Origin of the sequence: Nocardioides euryhalodurans (assembly GCF_004564375.1) — a bacterium.
In the GTDB taxonomy this organism is placed as follows: domain Bacteria; phylum Actinomycetota; class Actinomycetes; order Propionibacteriales; family Nocardioidaceae; genus Nocardioides; species Nocardioides euryhalodurans.
The window spans coordinates 1-15,247 of record NZ_CP038267.1; the positions used below are offsets into that span (position 1 = coordinate 1).

The following is a 15,247-nucleotide window of genomic DNA, read 5'->3' on the forward strand; positions in this document are numbered from 1 at the left end:
CGAGGGCGAGAGGTCCTTCTCCTTCGAGTTCATGCCGCCCAAGGACGAGGCGGGCGAGGAGCAGCTCTGGCGGGCGATCAGCGAGCTCGAGCCCTACCGACCGACCTTCGTGTCGGTGACCTACGGCGCCGGCGGGTCCTCGCGCGACACGACCGTGCGGGTGACCGGGCGGATCGCCCGCGAGACGTCGATGGTGCCGATGGGGCACCTGACCTGCGTCGGCCACACCCGCGAGGAGCTGACCGACATCCTCGCCTCGTACGCCGCCGCGGGCGTCCACAACGTGCTCGCGCTCCGCGGCGACCCGCGCGAGGGGCCGCGCGCGGAGTGGACCCCGACCGCGGGCGGGCTCACCCACGCCGACGAGCTGGTCTCGCTCGCCAGGGGCATCGGCGGCTTCACGGTCGGTGTCGCGGCGTTCCCCGGGGGTCACCCGGGCGCGGAGTCGATCGAGCGCGACGTCGAGGTGCTGCTGCAGAAGCAGCGCGCCGGTGCGGAGTTCGCGATCACCGACATGGTCTTCCGCGTCGGCGACTACGTCGACCTGGTCGAGCGGGCGCGGGCGATCGGCGCCGACCTCCCGATCCTCCCCGGCATCATGCCGATCCTGAACCTCGGCCAGGTCACGCGGATGGCCGAGCTGTCGGGGCGCGAGATCCCGGCCGAGGTGCGCGCCCGAGTCGAGCAGCACGCCTCCGACCCCGCGGCGCTGCGCGCCGAGGGGATCCGGATGGCCGCCGAGCTCTGCGAGCAGCTGCTCGACGCGGGGGCGCCGGGGCTGCACTTCTACACGCTCAACCGGTCCCGGGCGACCCGGGAGATCTTCGCCGCGCTGCGGATCACCGTCTGACCCGGTCGCGCTGCGTGCCACTCGGGAGCAGGATGGGGGCGTGCAGAGCCAGGTCGAGCGTGACGACAAGACGGTCACCATCGTCACGGGCGTGCTCCTGGGCGGGCTCGTCACGGCTCTCGGGCTGGGGCTGCTCCGGGTCGCCGTCGAGGTCCTCGGGCTCCCTGACCGCCTCGGTGAGGGCCTGTGGCTGGCCGTCCAGGCCGTCGCGCTGGCGGCGGCGGTCGGCCACGTGTGGCGGCACGGCGGGCCTGAGCGAGGGGTCGTCAGGCCGGCCCGATGACCTGCGCGACCAGCGCCGCGGACAGGCCGACGAACGGCACACCACCGCCCGGCCGGGCGTGGGCACCGGCCGCGTAGAGCCCCGGGATCGGTGTGGTCGGACCGAGCCGTCGGCGCACGGTGCCGCGGCCCTGCCAGAGCACGCCCATCGCCGATCCGCCCTCCTCCACCTGCGCACGCGGAGACCGGTCGACGCGCACGACGACCTGCTGGCGGACGTCCAGCCCGGTGCGGGCGAGCGCGACGAGCAGGTCCTCGGCCAGCCGGCCGTGACCGTGCACGGTCCAGGCCACGTGGCCCTCGGGTGCGCGACTGCCGGCCCGGACGACCAGGGTCGGGTCGCCGTGGAGCACCAGCTCGTGGCCGACGTCGGGCACCTCGCCGGCGAGCCCGACGTGGGCCACCACCGGCGGCAGGGCGGGCATGGTGCGGGCGACGTACGGCGCGACGGTCGGCAGTCGCCGTGGGTCGATCGCGCAGACGACGGCGTCGGCGTCGAGCTCGCCCGCGTCGGTCGTCGCCCCGACGCAACGGCCCTCCCGGAGGACGAGGTCGCGGACCGTGGTGCCGGTGAGCACCGAGACACCACGGGTCGCCATCCGCGCGGTCAGCGCCTCGGTGACCCGGGCCAGCCCGCCGGGGGCGGTCCAGGCGCCGAAGCGCTGCTCGAGGTAGGAGTGGAGCCCCAGCCAGGCCGGCACGTTGCGCAGGTCGTGCCCCTCGGCGACGAACCGGTGTCCCGCCACCAGGCGCAGCCGCTCGTCGCGGAAGTCCTTGCGCAGCCGGCGGTGGAGCATCTCCCGGCTGTCGAGCAGGGCGACGGCCTCGCGCGGGAGCCGGTCGCGCGGCGTCGGCACCTCGAGGTGGTGGCGGCGCAGCGCCTCCCAGACCTCGCCGTACGACGCCACGTGGTCGAGCCACGCCTGACCCAGTCCCGGGGCCAGCGCCTCGAACGCCCGCAGCTGGGCCGCGCGGGAACCGCCCGGCAGGTCCAGCCGGCTGCCGTCGGCGAAGCGGTGGGTCCGGATCACCTCGACCGGCTCGAGCTCCAGCTCGCGCTCGAGCGGGCGCCCGGACTTGCGGAAGAGGTCGCGGAGCACGGCGGGGAGCAGCGTGGAGTGGGCGCCGCGGTCCCAGGCGAAGCCGTCCTCGCTCCACAGGGTCAACGCGCCGCCCGGGGTGGGCTGCTGCTCGACGAGGGTGACCTCGTGGCGGAGCTTGGCCAGCCGCGCCGCCGTGGCCAGCCCGCCGAGGCCGCCCCCGATCACCACGACGCGCATGGCGAGGAACCTACCCGGCCGGTGCCGGCTCCTCGTCGCGGCGCTTCCAGCGACGCCACCCGCGACGGACCAGCCGTGCCAGGACGTAGAGCATGACCAGCCCGCCGGCGAGCAGCACGCCGGCGATCAGGGCCGCGGCACGGGGGTGGTCGATCGCGAACCACACGACTCCCAGGACCGCCAGGTCCTCGGTGATGCTCGCGGCCACGTTGCTGACCGGCTCGGGCGAGGAGTTGATCGCGAGCCGGCTCCCGGCCTTGACCGAGTGGGACAGGAGCGCCGTCCCGCCCCCGACCACGCCGAGCACAGCCTGCTCCAGGGTGGTCGCGTCGCCGGCGAGGAGGACACCGATGACCGCACCCGCGGTGGGCCGGATCAGCGTCGAGATCGCGTCCCACGTGGAGTCGATGTAGGGGACCTTGTCGGCGACGAACTCCATCGCGTAGAGGAAGCCCGCCACCACCAGCACGTCGCCCCGCCCCAGCGCGTCGGGGACCTGCTCGAGGTCGCCGAACCGGTCGGCGAGCCCCAGCACCAGGACCACCAGGTAGGCGTTGACGCCACTGGCCCAGCCGCTGGAGAAGGCGAGGGAGAGGGACTCCACGGGTCGATGATAGGGACCCCGTGGCAGGGAGGGCTGCTCCTCAGTCGACGTCGACCGGTGTGGCACCGGTCAGGGCGATCAGCTCGTCGTACGTCGTGGAGAAGACGGCTGCCGGGTGGCCGGCCGCGGCCCAGACGACGTCGTAGCGCTGCAGCCACGAGTCGAGGTAGGTCGGGACCGGGGCGGGGTGGCCGATGGGGGAGACGCCGCCGATGACCTGCCCGGTGTGGCGGCGTACGAACTCCGCGTCCGCGCGGGCGAGGCGGCCGGCGCCGATCCGCGCGGCGGTGGCCGACGTGTCGACGCGGTGGGCGCCGGAGGTCAGGATGAGCAGGGGACTACCGTTGTCGTCGAAGACGAGGCTGTTGGCGATGGCGCCGACCTCGCAGCCGAGGGCCTCGGCTGCCAGGGCTGCGGTGTGGACCGACTCGGGCAGGACCACGATCTCGCCGGTGCCCCGGCGTCGCGCGTGCTCCTCCCGAAATCGGGTGATCCCGGCATGCTCGGTCGACATACTGCGACCCTAGTCGTCCCGTCCGGTGACCCGGACGGGGCCGGGGTGACACGGAGGAGGGACGGATGGGGCGGCAACGGCCCAGGTCGGTGACCAACGCGGTCCGGGTGCAGGCGGCGCTGGTCCTCGTGACTGGGATCGGGACGGCGATGGTGGCCGTGCTGCGCGACGACCTGCTCCAGCTGTGGGCGGATTCGCGGGGTGGTCTCGACGCCGTCGAGCAGAGCTCGATCCCGCCGCCGGCGTTCGTGCCGGTCGCCGTCGTGTCCTTCATCGTCTACGCCCTGCTGGTCTGGGTGCTCGCGTCGCTGTTCGGCAAGGGGCACCGCTGGGCGCGCTACGCGCTGGGTGCCACGGCCGTGGCGTTCGTCTTCTCGATGCTCGTCATCTACCGGGCGGAGCCGCCGGCCCTGCTCCTGGGGCTCGGGGCGGTCGCGGTGGTGCTCAACGGGGTGCTGGTCTGGCTGCTCGCCCACCGTGACACCGCCGAGTTCATCCGTGGCGCGCAGCTCGCCGAGCAGCGCTCGCACACCTCCTGACCGGCTCCTGACCGGCTCCTGATCGGCGCCCCGGGACCTGCTGACCGGTCCCGGGTCCGGCGCGCCCGGATTCCTTGACGCGTTGTCGGGGGTGGGGTGTACCTTGGATCCTGTTCGAACATCTGTTCGATGTCTCGGACGATCGGACCCGGTGGGGCGACCTCGACCCCCGCCCCGCCGGGTCCGCCGGGTGACGGTGCCGCGGGTGCCCGCCCCGGTGGCCGACAACGCGGGTCGAGGGGTCGAGAGTCGCCGGAAGGAGCAGTCGTGAGGCGGTACGACGACCCCGTGGAGGTGCGCCGTGGCTGGGTGGAGGGCCCGGCCCATCGTGGGGAGGGGCCTGAGCAGTTCCTGTGGCGCGGGCGGCTGTGGAAGGTGCGGGCGGTGCTCGCCCACTGGGTCGAGACCGGCCCCTGGTGGCAGTCCTCGGGGGTCCGGGCGGTGATCGGCTCCGACGAGGCGTCGACGGCCCCTGTGACGACACCGGGCGCCACCGCGACCGACCTGCTGGTCGAGCGCGAGCTCTGGCGGGTCGAGGCCGGCCGGGGTGCGGACGCCGGCGGGGTCTTCGACCTCTCCTTCGACTGGACGCAGGGCAGCTGGCAGCTCGTCGGCTGCGAGGACTGAGGAGGACACCATGGACCACACCGACGACGGCTTCGTCAGCCCCCACGCCCTGCCGGCCACCGCCCACTCCTACCTCTCGCGGTCGGCCGCCTCGCTGCAGGAGGCGATCCTCGCCCCCGACGTCCCGGCGCGCTACGCCTGCGCCCACGTCGCCGCGCTGCGGGCCGCGGCTGCGCTGCTCGCGGCCCGGGCGCGCCCGGCGCCCACGCGCCGCCGGCCGCAGCGCAACGCCTGGGTGCTGCTCACCGAGGTGGCTCCCGAGCTGGGGGAGTGGGCCCAGTTCTTCGCGGCGGGCGCCGCCAAGCGGGCGGCGGCCGAGGCCGGCTCGACCCGGGCGGTCACCGAGCGGGAGGCCGACGACCTGGTCCGTGACGCCGACCGGTTCCTCGCCGTGGTCGAGCAGCGCCTCGGCCTGGTCCCGCACGCGGCCGTGGCCGGCCGGATCGCCGCTCCGCGTGCTGCCGTGGGGCCACGGGCCGGTGTCGCCTGACCCGTTCGTCCATCTCCACGTCGCCTCCGGATACTCCCTCCAGTACGGCGCCTCCCACCCGCACACCCTGGTCGAGCGGGCCGTGGAGCAGGAGATGGACGTCCTGGCCCTCACCGACCGCGACGGCACCTACGGTGCGGTCAAGTTCGCCCGGGCCTGCCAGTCGGCGGGTGTCCGGCCGGTGCTCGGGGTCGACCTCGCCTACCGGCCGACCGTGCCGGTGGGCGACGGCGCCCCGGTGGCCGCGCGACCGCGGACCCCGGTCCGCGGCGGCAGCTTCCGCGACCCCGCCAGCGACCGGGGCGGCCTGCCGCGGGTGACCCTGCTGGCCCACGCGGGGGGCGAGGGCGGGGGTCGTGCCGGGTGGGCGGCGATCTGCCGGCTGGTCTCCGAGGTCCACCTCGCCGGCGAGCGGGGACAACCGGTGGCGACCGCCGCGCTGCTCGCCCCCCACCTCGCGAGCGGCGACGTGGTGGTGCTGCTCGGCCCGGGCTCCGAGGTCGGTGCGGCGCTGACCCGGCGCCGCGACGACCTGGCCCTGGCCGCGCTCGCGTCCTGGCGCGACCTCGTCCCCCGGGAGAACCTCTTCCTCGAGCTGGTCTCCCACCGGCTCCCCGGTCGGGGCGGCACCTGGGGTCCCGGCACCTCCGCCCACGCCGCCCGGACCGCCGGCGTGGCCCGGCAGGCCGGGCTCGGAGCGGTGCTCACCAACGCCGTCCGCTACGCCGACCGGCTCGACGCCCCGACCGTCGACGTCCTCGACGCCGCCCGCCGGCTGGTCGCCCTCGACCGCCGGCACGTCGACCGGGGCAACGCCGAGGGCTTCCTCAAGTCGGGCAAGCAGATGGCCGAGGTGGCCGAGGAGGTCTGCCGGCTGGCCGGGCTCGGCGACTCCTCCGGCGAGGCCGAGCGGCTGCTGGCCGCGACCCGGACGCTGGCCGAGCGGTGCGCCCTCGACCCCCGGGCCGACCTCGGGATCGGCCAGGTCCACCTGCCCGAGCTCGAGACCGCGGCCGGGGCGACCCCGGCCCTCGCGGGCGACCCCGCCGCCGCCGACCGGCTGCTCCGGGAGCGGTGCGAGGCCGGCATCGGTCGTCGCTACGGCTCCGCCCCGCGGCAGCGGATCTGGAAGCGGCTCGACGACGAGCTGGAGGTGGTCCGCGGGCTGGGGTTCGCCTCCTACTTCCTCACCGTCGGCGACATCACCGACCTGATCCGTGACCTCGGGGTGCGCTGCGCGGCCCGCGGCTCGGGGGCCGGCAGCCTGGTCAACTACCTCCTCGGGGTCTCCGGGGTCGACCCGATCCGCCACGAGCTGCTGCTGGAGCGCTTCCTCTCCCCGCTGCGGGGGTCGCTGCCCGACATCGACGTCGACGTGGAGTCGGCCCGGCGGCTCGAGGTCTACGAGGCGATCCTCGACCGCTACGGCGGCGAGCGCTGCGTCTGCGTGTCGATGATGGACACCTACCGCGTCCGCCACGCGGTGCGCGACGTGGGCGGTGCGCTCGGGATGCCCCCGGGCGAGATCGACGCGATCGCCAAGGCGTTCCCCCACATCCGGGCCCGTGACGCCCGCAACGCGCTGCGCGACCTGCCCGAGCTCGGCGCCAGCGGCCTCACCGACGAGCGGCTCGACCTGTTCTTCCGGCTGGTCGAGCGGCTCGACGGGCTGCCCCGCCACGTCGCCATGCACCCCTGCGGGGTGCTGCTCTCCGACACCACGCTGCTCGACCGGACCCCCGTCGAGGCGTCGTACGCCGGCTTCCCGATGAGCCAGTTCGACAAGGACGACGTCGAGGACCTCGGCCTGCTCAAGCTCGACGTGCTCGGGATCCGGATGCAGTCGGCGATGGCCCACGCGGTCGCGGAGCTGCGGCGCGTCGACGACGTCGAGGTCGACCTCGACGACGAGGCGCAGGTCCCCTTCGACGACCCCGACACCTACGCCATGATCAGCGCCGCCAAGACCCTGGGCGTCTTCCAGATCGAGTCGCCCGGCCAGCGGGAGCTGGTCGGCAAGTCCGGGATCGGCTCCTTCTCCGACATCATCACCGACATCTCGCTCTTCCGGCCCGGCCCGGTCAAGAGCGACATGATCACCCCCTACCTCGAGGCCAAGCAGGGCTGGCGGGAGGCCACGTACCTCCACGACGACCTGCGGCCGATCCTCGGGCCGACCCACGGCGTGGTGGTCTTCCACGAGCAGGTGATCGAGATGATCGCCCAGCTCGCCGGCATCTCCTACGCCGAGGCCGACGAGAAGCGGCGTGCCCTCGGCGACACCGCCGGGATGGCCGAGACGCGGCTGTGGTTCTTCCCGCGCGCGCTCGGCCGCGGCTACCCCCTGCCGGTGGTCGAGCGGATCTGGGAGGTGCTGGCCGCCTTCGCCAGCTTCGGCTTCTGCAAGGCCCACGCCGCCGCCTTCGCGCTGCCCACCTTCCAGTCGGCCTGGCTCAAGGCCCACTGGCCGGCCCACTTCCTGGCCGGCGTGCTCACCCACGACCCCGGCATGTACCCCAAGCGGCTGATCCTCGACGACGCCCGCCAGTGCGGGATCCCGGTCCTGGGGCTCGACGTGAACGCCAGCGGTCGAGCCCACCTCGTGGAGCGGGTGCCCGAGGGCCTCGCAGACGGCTCCGGCGGACACGCGATCCGGTTGGCGCTCGCCGAGGTCAAGGGGATCAGCGACACCGAGGTGGAGCGGATCCTGGCCGCCCGCCCCTACCACTCGCTCGGCGACTTCTGGCACCGCGCCCGGGTGTCCCGGCCGGTCGTGGAGCGGCTGGTGCTGACCGGCGCCTTCGACCGCCTCTACGCCATCGGCAGCGGCGACGAGCCCGCCGAGGGGCGGCTGACCCGGCGCGACCTGCTGCTGCAGGTGATGGAGCTCGACCGCTACGGCCGCGCGCTCGACCGGGCGACCCGGGGCCGCGGCCTGGGGGCGCGCCGCAGCCCGGTCACTGCGGCCCGGGTCGCCCGCGAGGCGGCCGACCGCAACAGCACCGACCCCGCCAGCCGGGAGGCCGCCCCGGCCACCGAGCGCCACGCGCTCGCCGACGGGGGCGTGTGGGCCCGTGCCAGCGCCCAGTCCCGCGCGACCCCGCCGCCCGACCCGGTCGACTCCGTCCAGCTCACCCTCGACCTCGGCGACCGCCCCGAGGAGGCCGACCCCAGCGGGCTGCCGGAGATGACGACCGACGAGCGGATGCGTGCCGAGCTCGAGATCCTCGGGCTCGACGTCAGCAGCCACGTCGTCGACCGCTACGCCGCGTTCCTCGACGAGCTCGAGGTGACCCGCAGCCGCGACCTGCTGGCGCGCCGCAGCCGGTCGGAGCTGCTGGTCGCCGGGGTCAAGGTCGCCACCCAGACCCCGCCGGTCCGCTCCGGCCGCCGGGTGGTCTTCCTGACCCTGGACGACGCGACCGGCCCGGTCGACGCGACGTTCTTCGAGGACGCCCAGGGTCCCTACGCCGCCACCGTCTTCGGCTCCTGGCTGCTGGTCGTCCGCGGCGTGCTCCGCCGGACCGGCCACCGCGGGGTCTCGTTGCGGGCCACCGGCGCCTGGGAGCTGCCGGCCCTCCACGACCTGTGGCAGCGCGACGGGATGGCGGCGGTCCACGAGGCGATCGAGGAGGTCCCCACGGGCTTCACGGCCCCGGCGCAGCAGCGGGTGCTGGTCCACTCCAGCGGGTTCCAGATGTCCCCCTACGCCGACATCAAGCCGGCCGGCGACGCGGTCAAGGACGTCGCGAGGAAGCTCTGGCACCGCAGCCCCGGGAGCCCGGGATGACCCAACCCGGCTCCGGCGGCACTGCCGTGGGTGGCCACGCTCTAGGGTTGGTCCCATGCCGACCGGATCTGCCAGCGAGCGCCGCAGCGAGGCCAGGACCGCCGTGGTGTGGGCCGGGCTCCGGCCGGTGCTCGACCGGTCCCCGGGCCAGGACGTCCTCGACATCGGGGGCGGTACGGGCGGGTTCGCCGTCCGCGTGGCCGGCCTCGGCCACCGGGTCCGGGTGGTCGACCCGAGTCCCGACGCCCTGGCCTCCCTCGACCGCCGCGCCCGCGAGGCCGAGGTGGCCGACCGGGTCACCGGTCAGCAGGGCGACCTGTCCAGCCTGCTCGACGTCGCCGAGGCCGGCAGCGCCGACGTCGTCCTCTGCCACGGTGTCCTCGAGGTCGTCGACGACCCGGCCGCCGCGCTCGCCACGATCGCTGCCGTGCTGCGCCCCGGCGGGGTGCTCAGCCTGCTGGTCGCCCAGCGCCATGCCGCGGTCGTCGCGCGGGCGATGGCCGGTCACTTCGAGCAGGCGCACGCCCTGCTCGACAGCCAGGTGGTCGCCGGGCGGGCGGGCCGTCGCTTCACCCGCGACGAGCTCGACGCGATGCTGCCGGAGGCCGGCCTCGCCCCCGACACCGTCCACGCGGTCCGGGTCTTCTCCGACCTCGTGCCCGGGTCGCTGCTCGACCTCGAGCCCGGTGCCACCGCCAGCCTGCTCGAGCTCGAGCAGGCCGTCGCCGAGCGCCCGGAGTTCTTCCCGCTCGCCGCGCAGCTGCACGTCCTCGCCACCCGCTGACCCCGCGGGGCGCTCCGCATGAGCGGCCCCGACCCGTCGTGGGACTGCCCGGTGCTCCACGTCGACATGGACGCCTTCTACGCCTCGGTCGCCACCCGGGAGCGACCCGAGCTGGCGGAGGTGCCGGTGATCGTGGGCGGGGGCAGCCGGGGCGTGGTGCTCTCGGCCGACTACCTCGCCCGCCGCTACGGCGTCCGCTCGGCGATGCCGATGACCCGCGCCCGGCGGCTGTGCCCGCAGGCGGTCGTGATCGCGCCCGACTTCGAGACCCTCGGCCAGGTCTCCACCTCGGTGATGGAGACCTTCCGGCGGGTCACCCCGCAGGTCGAGGTGCTCTCGCTCGACGAGGCCTTCCTCGACGTACGCAGTGCCGCTCGCCGGCTGGGGTCGCCGCTGCAGGTGGCCGAGCAGCTGCGCGCGACGATCCACGACGAGCAGGGGGTCACCTGCTCGGTCGGCGTGGCCGCCGCCCCGTCGGTCGCCAAGCTCGCCAGCCGGCGGGCCAAGCCCGACGGCGTGGTCGTCGTCCCGCCCGCGGAGGTCGCCGGGTTCCTCCACCCGCTCGAGGTGGGGGAGCTGTGGGGCGTGGGCGAGAAGACCGCGGCGATGCTGCAGCGGCTCGGCCTGCACACCGTCGGCGACCTCGCCCGCACCCCGCCGGCCACCCTCCAGCGGGCGCTGGGCCACCACCTGGGCAGCCACCTCCACGAGCTGGCATGGGGTGCCGACCGGCGGCCGATCGCGGCCCGCAACGCCTCCGCCTTCGGCGGCTTCGGGACCGCCGACCCCGAGCACTCCATGGGAGCCCAGGAGACCTTCGGTCGTGACACCGACGACCGGGAGGTGATCGTGCGGGAGATCCTGCGGCTGGCGGAGAAGGTCGGCCGCCGCATGCGGGTGGCCGGCGTCGCCGGACGCACGATCACGTTGACGGTGCGCTTCGCCGACTTCACCACCATCACCCGCTCCCGCACCCTCCCGGAGGCGACCGACGTCACCGTGGAGGTGCACCGGGCCGCGACCAGGCTCTTCGACGCGCTCGGGCTGCAGCGCGCACGGATCCGGCTGGTCGGCGTCCGGGCGGAGGGCCTGGTGCCTCGCGAGCGCGTGCACCGGCAGCTGGTGCTGGGGGAGCCCGAGCACGGATGGCCGGAGGCGGACCGGGCCGTCGACCGGGCGACCAGGCGGTTCGGGAATGCGGCGGTCCAGCCCGCCTCCCTGCTGCGCTGAGGGGTTCTGCAGCAACAAAATCCGGATCGGGTGTACCGACCTGACCACGGGCTGCCTATGCTGGATCACACACCGCGCAAGATCTGCCACGGGGCCCGACCAGCCAGGGAGGAAACGTGCCTCTCTCCGAAGAGGAGCTGCGACTGCTCGAGCAGATGGAGCGTGCCCTCGTCGAGGAAGACCCCAAGTTCGCCTCCACCCTGCGCGGCACCTCGCTGCGCAGCCTGGCTCGGCGCCGCGCGATCATCGCCGGGGTGTTCTTCGTCGCCGGTGTCGCCGTGATGATGACCGGCGTGGTCACCAAGCAGATCCCGGTCGGCATCGTCGGGTTCCTCGTCATGCTCGCCTCCGCGACCATCGGCCTCACCGCCGTCCGCGGCCAGCGCACCGCCGGCACCACTCCGGCCGCTGCCCCGGAGCCGACGCCCCAGGAGGGTCGCGGCTTCACCGTGATCCAGGGAGGCGGCCGCGGTCGGAGCCGCAAGCCCCGCCGTCCCCAGCGCGGCTCCTTCACCGAGCGCATGGAGGAGCGGTGGCGCCGCCGCCGCGAGGGCGGCGGCTTCTGAGCCGGGTGAGCCACCCGTCCCAGGTCACCCGACGTGGTCGACCACCCCTGATCTCCTGACCAGCACCGTGCCCTGCGTGGGTGCGGTCCAGCGGTGCCGCCGCCAGCGCACCACCGACGAGGGCCACCAGCGAGCCCGCCGGCGGGTGCCCGGGGTGGCCCCGGCGACGAGGGCCGCCGCGACCGTGCGCGCGTCCTCCACCACCACGTCCGCGTCGCCGGACCAGGCGCCCTGGGAGTAGCGCAGCCGCTCGAGGGCGAGCACCAGCCGGTCGAGCGCCGCCACCCCCTCGGGGGAGGCCTCGGCACCGCGACGCGGGCGTACGAGGTCGTCGTCCTCGGGATCGGTCGAGGCGAGCTGTGGGACGAGGAGGTCGCGGGTCTCCCGCGGGGAGCGGTCCACCGGCCACGGGACCCCGAGGTCGATCGCGGTCGCGTGGAGCTCGGCCCACGCCAGCTCCGGCTCCCCGGTCAGGCGCGAGGTCTCCTGCCGCTGCCGGACGATCCGCGGGAGCAGCACGAGCGTCACGACGAGCAGCACGCCGGCCAGGCTCCAGAGCACCTGCGCCAGCGGGAAGCCCTGCCCGGCGGTGGGGGACTGGTCCTCGGGGAGCGCGCCCTCGTCGAGGCGGGGGTCGGCGCCCTGGCTCTGCGAGGGTGCGGCCGAGCCCGAGGGCTGGGCGGAGGGGTCGATCTCGGGCGCCTGCGGCAGCTGCTGCGCGGTGTAGGAGGGGACGCCGCTGGCCCGGTCGGGGGGCGTGGGCTCGAAGCGGACCCACCCGGCGCCGCTGAAGTACAGCTCGGGCCAGGCGTGCAGGTCGTCGGAGGAGTAGACGAACGAGCCCGGTCCGTCCGCGGTGGGGGTCAGGAAGCCCACCGCGACCCGGGCGGGGATGCCGAGCGAGCGGGCCATGGCGGCCATCGCCGAGGCGAACTGCTCGCAGTAGCCCGTCCGGCCGCCCTCGCCCTCGGTGAGGAACTCCACGAGGCGGTCGCTCCCGTTGCCGGGCTGCACGTTGTCGAGGGAGTACTCGAAGCCGCCGTCCTCGCGGAACCAGTCCTGGAGCGCGACGGCCTTCTCGTAACGGCTGGAGTAGTCGCGCGTGACCTCGATGGCGAGGTTGTCGACGAACGTCGGGAAGTCGTCGGGGAGCTCGCGGAAGGAGCTGTCGACGTCGGCGGCCCCGGACGGTGCGTCGGCGAGCTCCTCGGCCTGCAGGTCCAGCTCGACCTCGGTGAACGAGTAGGTGAGTCCGGCGGTGTCGAGGTCGTCCTCGTCGGAGGCCAGGAAGTCGAAGGTCGTGGTGTCGTAGCGCCAGTCACCCTCGGCCGAGATCCGGTTGACGGGGTACTGGGTGGGCAGCCAGCGGGACTCGAACTCGGAGAGTGCCGTCACCTCGTAGGTCCGCTCGGTGCGGGCGATGTCGGCGTCGACGTCGGCGAGCGAGGGCACCGCCCCCTCGGCGCGCTGGTCGAGGGGGATGTCGCGGTCCCCGGTGCTCCACTCGTTGTCGTTGAACCGGTTGAGCGCGGCGATGCGGAGGTAGCCCGGCTCGGGGTCGTCGGTCGTCACCCGCAGCAGGTCGACGTCCTCGGTGCGGAGCAGGTCGCGACGCAGGTCGGTCATGGGGTTGTCGACCGCGATGCCGGATCCGGGCCCGTCGCCGGGGCCGAAGCCGAACACGCTCAGCGACAGCGTCGGGATCAGGATCGGCATGAAGACCGCGAGGCCGAGGGCCGCCGCACCCACTCCGGCGGCGCCCGCCCGGACGGCCGGCGCGCGACCGCCGTACGTGCCGTGGCGTTCCTCGAGCGCCCGGCCCCACCGGGTGATGGCGTCGCTGTGCTGGAGGTAGAGCATGAAGAGGAAGCCGCCGGAGGCGAGGGCGAACGCCCACCATGCCACGCCGCCGCCGAGCATGCTGACGGGGATGCTGTAGATCGCCAGCAGCGGCAGCCCGGCGAGCGAGACCCGCCGCAGCGTGCTCGCGAACACGTCGACCAGCAGCATGCAGGCCCAGCCGCCGAGGATCAGCAGCGGGGCGATCGCGGCCTCGGCCGGCACCGGCGCGCGGTACTGCTGGGCGCCGTCGACCGCCGTCGAGATCTCCGAGAGCAGGCGTACGCCGGCCTCGCCGAACGGCAGCAGCGAACCGGTCAGCAGCGCGCTGACGCCCATCCCGCTGACCAGGACCTGACCCAGCACGATCAGGGGGACCGGTGCCCGCAGCCAGCGCAGCGCCGCCCCCGAGGCCGAGACCAGCAGGGCGACCAGGAGCAACGGGACGAGGTAGCTGCCGGGATCGCGGGTGAAGCCTCGCCAGGCGAGGGTGGCCAGCCAGGTGGTGCCGGTGGCCGCCACCGTCATCAGCAGCAGCTCGAGCAGGCCGGCCCGGCGCGACCTCATCGCGCCATCTCCGTGACGACGGCGCCGATCCGGGCCGCCTGGGCGCTGGCGTGGCCGAGGTCCTGCCAGACGTTGTCGAGGCGGTCGCGGGGGCCGAGCGTGGCGGCCCGCCAGCCGTGGCCTGCGAGCACCTGGGCCGCCGACCCGCGGCTTCCCTGGCCGAGCCAGGAGTCGACGTCGAGGGTCACGGCGAGGGCGCTCGTGGAGTGGTGGAGCATCCGCTTGAAGAGCTTGGCGTCGACGTCGTCGATGCTGCCCGTCACTGCCACGAGCAGCCCACCGTGGGTCGGGTCGGCGAGCCAGTTGGTCTCCAGCCGCGGACGCGGCACCGCCTCGACCACCGCGAGCGCCTCGAGCAGCGGACCGGTGTTGAGCTCGGCGTCGCGGAAGTGCCAGGCACTGGCGGGGTCCTCGCCGGCCGCGGTCACCAGGCGGACGGTGAAGCCCCGGTGGCTCAGGTGGACCGCGATCGAGGCGGCCGCCGAGACGGCGGCCTCCAGCGAGGACGCGACGCCGCGCCCCCGGTGGGCGCCGGCACGGTTGTCCAGGAAGAGGGTGGCCCGCGACTGCCACGGCTGCTCCTCGCGGCGGACCATCAGCTCCCCGGTCCGTGCCGAGCTGCGCCAGTGGACGCGTCGCAGGTCGTCGCCGCGGCGGTACTCGCGGACGGTCACGTCCTCGGCGCTGCCGGTCGCGAAGGCACGGGGGCGGTTGTCACCGGATCCGGTCCAGGCGCCGCCCAGCGGGATCTGGGGGAGGGGAGTGGTGCGGGGCGTCACCGTCAGCGGCACGGTGGTCCGGAACGAGCGGCCGAGCTCGACCAGGCCGAAGGGGTCGCTCACGCGGACGGTCATCGGGCCGATCTCGAAGCGTCCCCGGACGTCCGACCGGACCTGGTAGGTCACCTGCCGGTGCCAGCCGTTGGTGATGCCCTCGAGGACGAAGCGGTGGCGGGTGCCGAGGACGTACGGGACCTGGTCCTCCAGCATCAGCAGGCCACTTGGCTTGCGGCCCTCGTTGCTCAGTGAGAGCGTCACGCGGGCCGGGGAGCCCGCGGTGACGAGCTGGGGATTGACCGTCCGCACCAGCGCGAGCCGGTAGCGGCTGCGGCCGATCAGCAGGGCAGCCAGGAGCGGGAGGGCGGCCACGAGGACACCCACCCGGATCAGCTGGTCCTGCCCCATCACGACGGCGCACACGACCGCGGTGATCCCTGCAGCCAGGAAGGCGCGGCCGCGCAGGGTCAGCCCGGAGAGTGCCTCGCGCACGCTGCTCCCCTCCGCCG

14 protein-coding genes are annotated in these 15,247 nt (G+C 74.7%); 9 read left to right on the plus strand and 5 right to left on the minus strand.

Going from position 1 to position 15,247, the window contains the following annotated elements:
- Positions 1-31: 31 nt before the first annotated feature.
- Both EXE57_RS00005 and EXE57_RS19520 read left to right on the plus strand, forming a co-directional pair.
- The gene (locus EXE57_RS00005; RefSeq protein WP_135080431.1) at positions 32-850 is read left to right on the plus strand and encodes a methylenetetrahydrofolate reductase; all 819 of its coding nucleotides are present in this window, start codon (positions 32-34) and stop codon (positions 848-850) included.
- 40 nt (positions 851-890) lie between these two features.
- A complete protein-coding gene (locus tag EXE57_RS19520; RefSeq protein ID WP_167305759.1) occupies positions 891-1,133 on the plus strand; it encodes a hypothetical protein in 243 nt (80 codons plus the stop codon).
- Here the strand turns inward: EXE57_RS19520 and EXE57_RS00015 are convergent.
- The 3 genes from EXE57_RS00015 to EXE57_RS00025 are packed head-to-tail and all read right to left on the minus strand — an operon-like array spanning position 1,117 to position 3,530.
- The gene (locus EXE57_RS00015; RefSeq protein WP_135072831.1) at positions 1,117-2,412 is read right to left on the minus strand and encodes a phytoene desaturase family protein; all 1,296 of its coding nucleotides are present in this window, start codon (positions 2,410-2,412) and stop codon (positions 1,117-1,119) included. The genes EXE57_RS19520 and EXE57_RS00015 overlap by 17 nt on opposite strands.
- Positions 2,413-2,422: 10 nt before the next feature.
- The gene (locus EXE57_RS00020) at positions 2,423-3,016 is read right to left on the minus strand and encodes a DUF4126 domain-containing protein (protein ID WP_135072833.1); all 594 of its coding nucleotides are present in this window, start codon (positions 3,014-3,016) and stop codon (positions 2,423-2,425) included.
- A 40-nt stretch (positions 3,017-3,056) separates the two neighbouring features.
- On the minus strand, positions 3,057-3,530 hold the full coding sequence (locus EXE57_RS00025) for a YbaK/EbsC family protein (RefSeq protein ID WP_135072835.1): 474 nt from the start codon (positions 3,528-3,530) through the stop codon (positions 3,057-3,059).
- Positions 3,531-3,595: 65 nt separating this feature from the next.
- Here EXE57_RS00025 and EXE57_RS00030 point away from each other — a divergent pair, with 65 nt between their 5' ends.
- The 7 genes from EXE57_RS00030 to EXE57_RS00060 all read left to right on the plus strand — a co-directional run bounded on the left by EXE57_RS00030 (position 3,596) and on the right by EXE57_RS00060 (position 11,556).
- The gene (locus EXE57_RS00030) at positions 3,596-4,069 is read left to right on the plus strand and encodes a hypothetical protein (RefSeq protein ID WP_135072837.1); all 474 of its coding nucleotides are present in this window, start codon (positions 3,596-3,598) and stop codon (positions 4,067-4,069) included.
- A gap of 267 nt (positions 4,070-4,336) precedes the next feature.
- Entirely contained in the window at positions 4,337-4,696 is a 360-nt protein-coding gene (locus EXE57_RS00035; RefSeq protein WP_208542918.1) for a DUF6504 family protein, read from the plus strand.
- Positions 4,697-4,706: 10 nt separating this feature from the next.
- Positions 4,707-5,186, plus strand: a complete 480-nt coding sequence (locus EXE57_RS00040) for an SAV_6107 family HEPN domain-containing protein (protein WP_135072839.1) — start codon at positions 4,707-4,709, stop codon at positions 5,184-5,186.
- On the plus strand, positions 5,176-8,976 hold the full coding sequence (locus EXE57_RS00045; protein WP_135072840.1) for a DNA polymerase III subunit alpha: 3,801 nt from the start codon (positions 5,176-5,178) through the stop codon (positions 8,974-8,976). Before EXE57_RS00040 ends, EXE57_RS00045 begins: the two co-directional genes overlap by 11 nt.
- A gap of 55 nt (positions 8,977-9,031) precedes the next feature.
- Positions 9,032-9,760: a methyltransferase gene (locus EXE57_RS00050; RefSeq protein WP_135072842.1), complete on the plus strand. Its 729-nt coding sequence runs from the start codon at positions 9,032-9,034 to the stop codon at positions 9,758-9,760.
- An 18-nt stretch (positions 9,761-9,778) separates the two neighbouring features.
- Complete coding sequence (dinB, locus tag EXE57_RS00055; RefSeq protein ID WP_135072844.1) at positions 9,779-10,990, plus strand: DNA polymerase IV; 1,212 nt, start codon at positions 9,779-9,781, stop codon at positions 10,988-10,990.
- Between the two features lie 116 nt (positions 10,991-11,106).
- Positions 11,107-11,556: a DUF3040 domain-containing protein gene (locus tag EXE57_RS00060; protein WP_135072846.1), complete on the plus strand. Its 450-nt coding sequence runs from the start codon at positions 11,107-11,109 to the stop codon at positions 11,554-11,556.
- A gap of 24 nt (positions 11,557-11,580) precedes the next feature.
- Here EXE57_RS00060 and EXE57_RS00065 read toward each other — a convergent pair whose 3' ends face one another.
- Complete coding sequence (locus EXE57_RS00065) at positions 11,581-13,962, minus strand: transglutaminase TgpA family protein (protein WP_135072848.1); 2,382 nt, start codon at positions 13,960-13,962, stop codon at positions 11,581-11,583.
- Positions 13,959-15,230 (minus strand): DUF58 domain-containing protein, encoded by a 1,272-nt coding sequence (locus tag EXE57_RS00070; RefSeq protein ID WP_135072850.1) that lies wholly within the window; start codon positions 15,228-15,230, stop codon positions 13,959-13,961. Before EXE57_RS00070 ends, EXE57_RS00065 begins: the two co-directional genes overlap by 4 nt.
- Positions 15,231-15,247: the final 17 nt, after the last annotated feature.

Bases quoted from the DNA above. Each gene is read 5' to 3' on its own strand.
- EXE57_RS00030 (WP_135072837.1), top strand. From the start codon at position 3,596: ATGGGGCGGCAACGGCCCAGGTCGGTGACCAACGCGGTCCGGGTGCAG.
- EXE57_RS00040 (WP_135072839.1), top strand. From the start codon at position 4,707: ATGGACCACACCGACGACGGCTTCGTCAGCCCCCACGCCCTGCCGGCC.
- EXE57_RS00065 (WP_135072848.1), bottom strand. From the start codon at position 13,962: ATGAGGTCGCGCCGGGCCGGCCTGCTCGAGCTGCTGCTGATGACGGTG.
- dinB (WP_135072844.1), top strand. From the start codon at position 9,779: ATGAGCGGCCCCGACCCGTCGTGGGACTGCCCGGTGCTCCACGTCGAC.
- EXE57_RS00025 (WP_135072835.1), bottom strand. From the start codon at position 3,530: ATGTCGACCGAGCATGCCGGGATCACCCGATTTCGGGAGGAGCACGCG.
- EXE57_RS00015 (WP_135072831.1), bottom strand. From the start codon at position 2,412: ATGCGCGTCGTGGTGATCGGGGGCGGCCTCGGCGGGCTGGCCACGGCG.
- EXE57_RS00005 (WP_135080431.1), top strand. From the start codon at position 32: ATGCCGCCCAAGGACGAGGCGGGCGAGGAGCAGCTCTGGCGGGCGATC.
- EXE57_RS00050 (WP_135072842.1), top strand. From the start codon at position 9,032: ATGCCGACCGGATCTGCCAGCGAGCGCCGCAGCGAGGCCAGGACCGCC.